The 7046-nt window shown below is 74.0% G+C and carries 7 protein-coding genes; 3 read left to right on the top strand and 4 right to left on the bottom strand.

Going from position 1 to position 7046, the window contains the following annotated elements; genetic code table 11:
- Nucleotides 1–91 precede the first annotated feature (91 nt).
- Nucleotides 92–1234, bottom strand: coding sequence for an NADH-quinone oxidoreductase subunit D (locus tag ACZ7G1_RS25055; RefSeq protein ID WP_470875936.1), 1143 nt, complete (start codon nucleotides 1232–1234; stop codon nucleotides 92–94).
- A 44-nt stretch (nucleotides 1235–1278) separates the two neighbouring features.
- Complete coding sequence (locus ACZ7G1_RS25050) at nucleotides 1279–2256, bottom strand: SAM-dependent methyltransferase (RefSeq protein WP_470875934.1); 978 nt, start codon at nucleotides 2254–2256, stop codon at nucleotides 1279–1281.
- A 100-nt stretch (nucleotides 2257–2356) separates the two neighbouring features.
- On the opposite strand from ACZ7G1_RS25050, the gene ACZ7G1_RS25045 reads away from it, so the two are divergent.
- A complete protein-coding gene (locus ACZ7G1_RS25045; RefSeq protein ID WP_470875932.1) occupies nucleotides 2357–3559 on the top strand; it encodes a sensor histidine kinase in 1203 nt (400 codons plus the stop codon).
- Nucleotides 3560–3581: 22 nt separating this feature from the next.
- Entirely contained in the window at nucleotides 3582–4256 is a 675-nt protein-coding gene (locus tag ACZ7G1_RS25040; RefSeq protein ID WP_470875930.1) for a response regulator, read from the top strand.
- 33 nt (nucleotides 4257–4289) lie between these two features.
- Here the strand turns inward: ACZ7G1_RS25040 and ACZ7G1_RS25035 are convergent, their stop codons facing one another.
- Nucleotides 4290–5372 (bottom strand): DUF5937 family protein, encoded by a 1083-nt coding sequence (locus tag ACZ7G1_RS25035; protein ID WP_470876306.1) that lies wholly within the window; start codon nucleotides 5370–5372, stop codon nucleotides 4290–4292.
- A 106-nt stretch (nucleotides 5373–5478) separates the two neighbouring features.
- On the opposite strand from ACZ7G1_RS25035, the gene ACZ7G1_RS25030 reads away from it, so the two are divergent.
- Complete coding sequence (locus ACZ7G1_RS25030) at nucleotides 5479–5700, top strand: hypothetical protein (RefSeq protein ID WP_470875928.1); 222 nt, start codon at nucleotides 5479–5481, stop codon at nucleotides 5698–5700.
- A gap of 34 nt (nucleotides 5701–5734) precedes the next feature.
- On the opposite strand, the gene ACZ7G1_RS25025 is transcribed toward ACZ7G1_RS25030, so the two are convergent.
- Nucleotides 5735–6937 carry a threonine aldolase family protein gene (locus ACZ7G1_RS25025; RefSeq protein ID WP_470875926.1) on the bottom strand — a complete coding sequence of 401 codons (1203 nt, stop codon included), beginning with the start codon at nucleotides 6935–6937 and terminating at the stop codon, nucleotides 5735–5737.
- Between the last annotated feature and the right edge of the window lie 109 nt (nucleotides 6938–7046).

The raw sequence follows: 7046 nt of genomic DNA, 5'->3' as shown, positions 1-7046 counted from the left end.
GACCCCACCCTGCTCGGCAATGCGGCCGCCCCCCCCCCCCCCCCCCCCCCCCCCCCCCCCCCCCCCCCCCCACCCCGGCCCCCGGCGGGGGTCACTTGTCGATGTCGCCGACGACGAAGAAGAGCGACCCGAGGATGGCGACCATGTCGGCGACGAGCGTGCCGGGCAGGAGCTCCACGAGCGCCTGGATGTTGTTGAAGGACGCGGAGCGCAGCTTGAGGCGGTACGGCGTCTTCTCGCCCTTGGAGACGAGGTAGTAGCCGTTGACGCCGAGCGGATTCTCGGTCCAGGCGTAGGTGTGGCCCTCGGGCGCCTTGAGGACCTTGGGGAGCCGCTGGTTGATCGGGCCGGGCGGGAGCTCGGCCATGCGGTCGAGGCACGCGTCCGCGAGGTCGAGGGCGTTGTGGGTCTGGTCGAGGAGGCACTCGAAGCGGGCGAGGCAGTCGCCCTCCTCGCGGACCGCGACCCGCAGGGTGTCCTGGAGCTCCCCGTAGGCGAGGTACGGCTCGTCGCGCCGCAGGTCGAAGTCGACGCCCGAGGCGCGGGCGATCGGCCCTGACACCCCGTACGCGTGGACCGTGGCGGGCGCGAGGACGCCGACCCCGCGCGTACGGCCGCGGAAGATCTCGTTGCCGAGGACCAGCCGGTCGTACACGTCCATCCGCGACCGGACGTCCGCGACGGCCTGCCGCGCCCGCCCCAGCCAGCCGGCGGGCAGGTCCTCCTTCAGGCCGCCGACCCGGTTGAACATGTAGTGCATGCGGCCGCCGGAGACCTCCTCCATGACCGCCTGGAGCTCCTCGCGCTCGCGGAAGGCGTGGAAGACGGGGGTGATGCCGCCCAGTTCGAGGGGGTACGAGCCGAGGAACATCAGGTGGTTGAGGACCCGGTTCAGCTCGGCGAGGAGCGTCCGCGTCCAGACCGCCCGCTCCGGGACCTCCATGCCCAGCATCCGCTCGACGGCCATGACCACACCGAGCTCGTTGGAGAACGCGGAGAGCCAGTCGTGACGGTTGGCCAGCATGATGATCTGCCGGTAGTCCCGCGCCTCGAAGAGCTTCTCGGCGCCCCGGTGCATGTACCCGATGACCGGCTCGGCCTCGCGCACGACCTCGCCGTCGAGCACCAGCCGCAGCCGGAGCACCCCATGGGTCGAAGGGTGCTGCGGCCCGATGTTCAGCACCATGTCGGTGCTCTCCGCCGCCCCGCCGATCCCGACCGTCGTCTCCGTCATGCGGCCCAGTATCCCCCGCGCCCCGGGCGCCTCGTCCGCCCCGTTCACCTGGCGGCCGGGACCCGCTGGACCAGCCACAGGAAGTCGCCGAGTCCGCCGTGCGCGGTCAGCTCCGCCGCCTCGCCGGCCGACGCCAGCGCCCGTACGTACCCGGCGGGGTCCGTCGAGGCCAGCGCGAGCGGCGGCCGCCCCCCGGACACCCCGAGACGCCGCAGCTCCTCCCGCTGCGTCAGCAGCTCCGCCGCCGGGACCCCGGCCGCCTCCCCGCACGCGTCCAGAGCCACGTGCGCGGTGATGTCGCAGCTGCCGTCCGGGACCGGGGGGACCTCGCGGCCGGCGCGGAAGCCGGTGAGGGTGCCGAACGGCGGGCGGGCGGCGCGGACGTGGGCGTAGTCGACGGCGACGGCGCGGCCGGCGGCGAGGCGGGAGACGGCGCGCGCCCAGGCGCGGTCCCGGGGAAGCCCGATCTCGGCCCGGGAGCCGGGCTCGCGCAGCGGCCACCAGCGGGACAGCCAGTCGGCGTCGGCGCCGGAGACGGGCGGGCCGAGCCGCTGGACGCCGTCGGGGCCGACCTCGACGTACCGGGCGGTGCCGGCCGGGTCGGCCTCGGCGACGTCCACCGGGACGTTGTCGAGCCACTCGTTGGCGAAGAGGAGTCCGCGTACCCCCTGGGGGATGTCGTCCGTCCACTCGATCCGGGGGTCGAGCCCGGCGGGCCGCGCGGCGCGTTCCACGGCGACGGCGCGGACGGCGAGACCGCTGCCCGCGGTCGCGGCGAGGACGCCGGTGAGCAGCTCGCCGCGGCCCGCGCCGACGTCGACCAGGTCCACCTCGGCCGACCCGAGCTCCTCCGCGACCTCGTGGAGCAGCCGGGCCACGGCCCCCGCGAAGAGCGGGGAGGCGTGCACGGAGGTGCGGAAGTGCCCCGCGGGCCCCTCGGGTCGCAGATAGAAGCCCCCGGGGCCGTACAGCGCCCGTTCCGTGGCCTCCCGCCACCCCTGCCACTGACACGTCTCATCCATCACGTGCCCCAGTCTCCACCTCGGGGAGTACGGGCTCCGCGCCAAGGATCGACCCCACGGTTGATCCCCGCACCTGTCCCTCTTCCCTACTCTGGGTGACGTGCAGCGCCTTTACGACTTCATTCGCAGACACCCGACGGGCGTCGACACCTTCTGGGCCGTCGTCCTCCTCGGGTTCTCCCTGCTGTGGGTGGTGTCGGCGGGCACGGTGGGGGGCAGCGGTCTCGGGTACGGACTCGTCGCCCTGCTCTTCTCCCTCGTCGTGGCCCTGCGGCGGCGGGCGCCCGAGAAGATGCTGGTGCTCGCGGTCGCGCTGGGACTGGTCCAGCTCGCCTTCGGCCTGATGCCGTTCATCGCCGACTTCGCCATGCTCGTGATCGTCTTCACGGTCGCCGCGCACGACGGGCCCCGCTGGGCCTCCAGACTCGCGCTGATCGGCGGGCTCAGCGCCTCCGCGCTCTCGCAGCTGAGATGGCCGCTCGAGCAGACGGAATCCGGCGCGGCCAAGGTCTTCTTCACGGTGATCATGACCGTGCCGTTCGCGCTCGCCTGGGTGCTCGGCGACTCGCTCCGCACCCGCCGCGCCTACTTCGCGCAGCTGGAGGAGCGGGCCTCCCGCCTGGAGAAGGAGCGCGAGGCCCAGGCGAAGGTCGCCGTCGCCGCCGAGCGCGCCCGGATCGCCCGCGAACTGCACGACGTCGTCGCGCACAACGTGTCGGTGATGGTCGTCCAGGCCGACGGCGCCGCCTACGTCATGGACTCCTCCCCGGAGACCGCCAAGCAGGCCCTGGAGACCATCTCCACCACGGGCCGGCAGGCGCTCGCCGAGATGCGCAGGCTGCTCGGCATCCTGCGCACCGGGGAGCACCAGGAGGCCGGGGAGTACGTGCCGCAGCCCGACGTGCGGCAGATCGAGGACCTGGTCGAACAGGTCCGCGGCGCCGGACTCACCGTCGACTTCGCGATCGAGGGGAGCCCCCGCCCGCTGCCCAGCGGCGTCGAGCTCACCGCGTACCGGATCGTGCAGGAAGCCCTCACCAACACGCGCAAGCACGGCGGGCCGGACGTCGGCGCCAGCGTCCGGCTGGTCTACTTCGACGACGGCCTCGGCCTGCTCGTCGAGGACGACGGGCGGGGAGCGCCGCAGGAGATGTACGAGGACGGGGGCGCCGACGGCCGGGGCCATGGTCTGATCGGCATGCGGGAGCGGGTCGGCATGGTCGGCGGCACGCTGGACGCGGGCCCGCGTCCGGGCGGCGGATTCCGGATCAGCGCCCTGCTCCCCCTCAAGTCCGCCCACTGACGACCCCTAAGGAACTGACCTGATGTCCATCCGCGTGATGCTCGTCGACGACCAGGTGCTGCTGCGCACCGGTTTCCGCATGGTGCTCGCCGCCCAGCCGGACATGGAGGTCGTCGCGGAGGCGGGCGACGGCGTCGAGGCCCTTGAGGTGCTGCGGTCCACGGCGGTCGACGTCGTCCTGATGGACGTGCGGATGCCCAAGCTGGACGGGGTGGAGACGACCCGGCGGATCTGCTCGGAGCCGGATGCGCCGAAGGTGCTCATCCTCACCACCTTCGACCTCGACGAGTACGCCTTCTCGGGCCTGAAGGCGGGCGCCAGCGGCTTCATGCTGAAGGACGTGCCGCCCGCCGAGCTGCTCGGCGCGATCCGGTCGGTGCACAGCGGCGACGCGGTGGTCGCGCCCTCGACCACCCGCCGGCTCCTCGACCGCTTCTCGCCGATGCTGCCGTCCTCGGGCAAGGAGCCCGAGCACAAGGGCCTCGAACGGCTGACGGACCGGGAGCGCGAGGTCATGATGCTGGTCGCGCAGGGCCTGTCGAACGGCGAGATCGCCGCCCGCCTCGTCCTCTCCGAGGCCACCGTGAAGACCCACGTCGGCCGCATCCTCACCAAGCTGGGCCTCCGCGACCGCGTCCAGGTCGTCGTCCTCGCGTACGAGTCGGGCCTGGTCCGGGCGGGCGGCGGCCAGGCCTGAGGCGCCCCGGGCCGACCGCCTCTCGGCCCGCTCCTACCGCAGCACCGACTCCAGGAAGTCGCTGCCCAGCCGGGCGACGGCGGAGACGTCGAGCTGGTGGAGCACGTACCGGCCACGGCGCTGTGTGGTGAGCAGGTCGGCCTTCCGCATGACGGCCAGGTGCCGGGAGACCTCGGGGGCGGTGATGCCGTACGCGTCGGCGAGCTCGCTCGTCGTGTACGCGCCCCGGGCGAGGCTGCGGCACAGGCGCATCCGCATCGGGTGGGCGACCGCCTCCAGGCGCAGCTTGACCGCCTCGACGGAGGCGGCGCCGCCGAGGTCGCGGGCGGGTACGGGGTACTGGACGACCGGCTGCCAGCCGGGCGCGTGCAGGGCGAAGAGGTGCGGCCAGCCGAACGCGGTCGGCAGAAACGTCACGCCCGATCCTTCGGCGGTCGTGCGGCCGTGGAGCAGCTTGTCGACGACGATCCGCGAGCCCTGCTCGTCCTCCTCGAGGACCATCGCGGAGGAGGCGTCGGCGACGGCCTCGGCCAGCCCCTTGTGACGCAGCAGCTCGGTCTTGTGGCGGGCGTCGGCGGCCAGCTGGACCCGCACCCGGCGCCAGGTGTCCGCGAAGAACGCCTCGTCGCAGTCCTCCATGAGCCGCCGGACCCACGCGCGCGTGCCGGGCGGATCGGCGAGCATCCGCTCCACGAACGCCGACTGGCGCGGGCCGCGCGCGGCCGCCAGGTCCAGGGCCCGGCGGCGCATCCGCTCGTCCACGAGCGGCGAGGGGGCGCCGTGCGTGTAGTGGCTCGCGCAGGAGATCTCCAGGGCCGAGCTCACGAACCTCTCGTCGTCCATCCGGTCGAGGTCGTCCAGCTCGTCGGCGAGCGTCTCGCCGGGCCGGGCCGGCAGCAGGATGTCCGACCGGGTCGAGCGCCACATGAAGTCGGCCTCGTGCAGCCGGTCCGCGAGCTCCGGTTCGAGCGCGGCGCCCGTCGTGGTCGTCCAGGCGTGCAGCCGCGCGTGATGCGCCGGCTCCGCGAGCGCGTGCAGCGCCGCGCCCAGCTCCGCCAGGGGCGAGGGGCAGAACAGGATCCGCTCGTGCGGCAGTCCGGTGATGTCGATCGTCACGCTCACCGCTCCATGGTGCGCCGTCCGCCCGGCGGGCTGTCGCGCCGTTTGACGAGCCCCGTCAATCGGCGCGCCCCGGCGCGGGGGCGCGGCGCACGGTGGGGCGATGAACGCGATGCACCAGTACCTCTTCGACTCGTACCGTGCCGCCCGTCTCGGGGAGCCGGCGCCGCCCGCGCCCGGCACCCACGACATCGCCGTCCTGCGGGCCGTCCGCGACCGCCGCCGCTTCGAGCGCGTACTCGCCGGCCGGCCCGCGTCCGGTCCGCTCCGTGCCGCCCTGCGCCGCCTCCTTCACCCCCACTCCCGCCACCCGCACTCCTGCTGACCGGGCCCGGTCCCGGCCCCCGCCGGCGGGGGTCTCAGCCCTCGATCCGGGACAGGAAGTCCCGTACCGCCTCCTTCACGTCGTCCGCCGTCCAGGCGAGACCCGGAGCGGTCACCGTCAGCTCGGTCACGGAGACGCCCGGGGGGCCACCGGGGCCGGGCGCGAACCAGCGGCGGAACAGGGTCGTGCCGGTGGCCTCGGTGGTGGCGACGGAGGCCGCGGTGAGGGCGTCGGCGGGGTACGGGAGCCAGACCTGGAACTGGTGGGTGTGCGGGGTCTCCGGGTTGACCCGGGACCAGCCGACGCCTGCCTCGGCGAAGGCCTCGCGGACCGCGTCGGCCACCACGCGCGCGTGGGCCACGTACGAGGGCAGCCGGGGCAGCTCGACGTCGAGGCCGCGGAGCGCGGTGAGGGCGACCGGGTACTGCTGGAAGAGCATGCCGCCGTACCGGTGCCGCCAGATCCTGGCCTCCTCCATGACGTCCTCGGGGCCCGCCAGGGCGGCGCCCGAGAGGCCGCCGAGGGACTTGTAGAAGGAGACGTAGACGCTGTCGGCGAGCCCGGCGATCTCCCGGAGGCCGCGGCCGAAATGCGTCGGGCAGTCCCACAGCCGGGCCCCGTCGAAGTGGACGACCGCGTCCCGCTCGCGGGCCGCCTCCACCACCCCGGTCAGCTCCTCCCAGGTCGGCAGGACGAAGCCGGCGTCCCGCAGCGGCAGCTCCAGCATCAGCGTTCCGAAGGGCTCGGGGTGGTCCCGCACCTCCTCGGCGGTCGGCAGCCTCGGCGCGTCGGTCGGATGGACCGTGCGGAGCCCGGAGACGGTCCCGAAGGCCCCGTTCTCGTGGACCTCGGGGTGGGCGAGCGGGTGGAGGGCGACGACCTGGCTGCCGGTGCGGCCGGCCCAGCAGCGCAGCGCGACCTGCTGGGCCATCGTGCCGGTCGGGAAGAAGACGGCGGCGGGGAAGCCCAGCTCCTCGGCGACGCGCCGCTCCACCTCCTCCACGAGCCCGTTGCCGTAGGTGTCCATCAGGGCGTCGCCGTGCCCGGCGGCCTCGGCCCAGTCGGCCAGTTCGCGCAGCCGCTGGCCGACGGTGCCGTCCACCGAGGTCTCCCACAGCTTGCGGCGTGCCCCGCCCCAGAGCTCCAGCCGGTACCGCCGGAGCGCTTCCTCGTCGTCGAGGCCGGGGCTCGCGGGCGTCGCGGGACTCGCAGGACTCGCGGGACTCACAGGTTTCATGGGCCGATCATCACACCACCGCCCACACCCTGTGGACAGCCACGGGGCAGCGCGAAACGCTGGCGTAGCATGACCAGAAATCGTCCGGTACCCGCCGAGGACTGGAACG

This window comes from Streptomyces sp. NPDC037273, assembly GCF_055603625.1.
The sequence above is the reverse complement of the archived record's forward strand: the minus strand, read 5'-3'. Positions and strand labels throughout refer to the sequence as shown.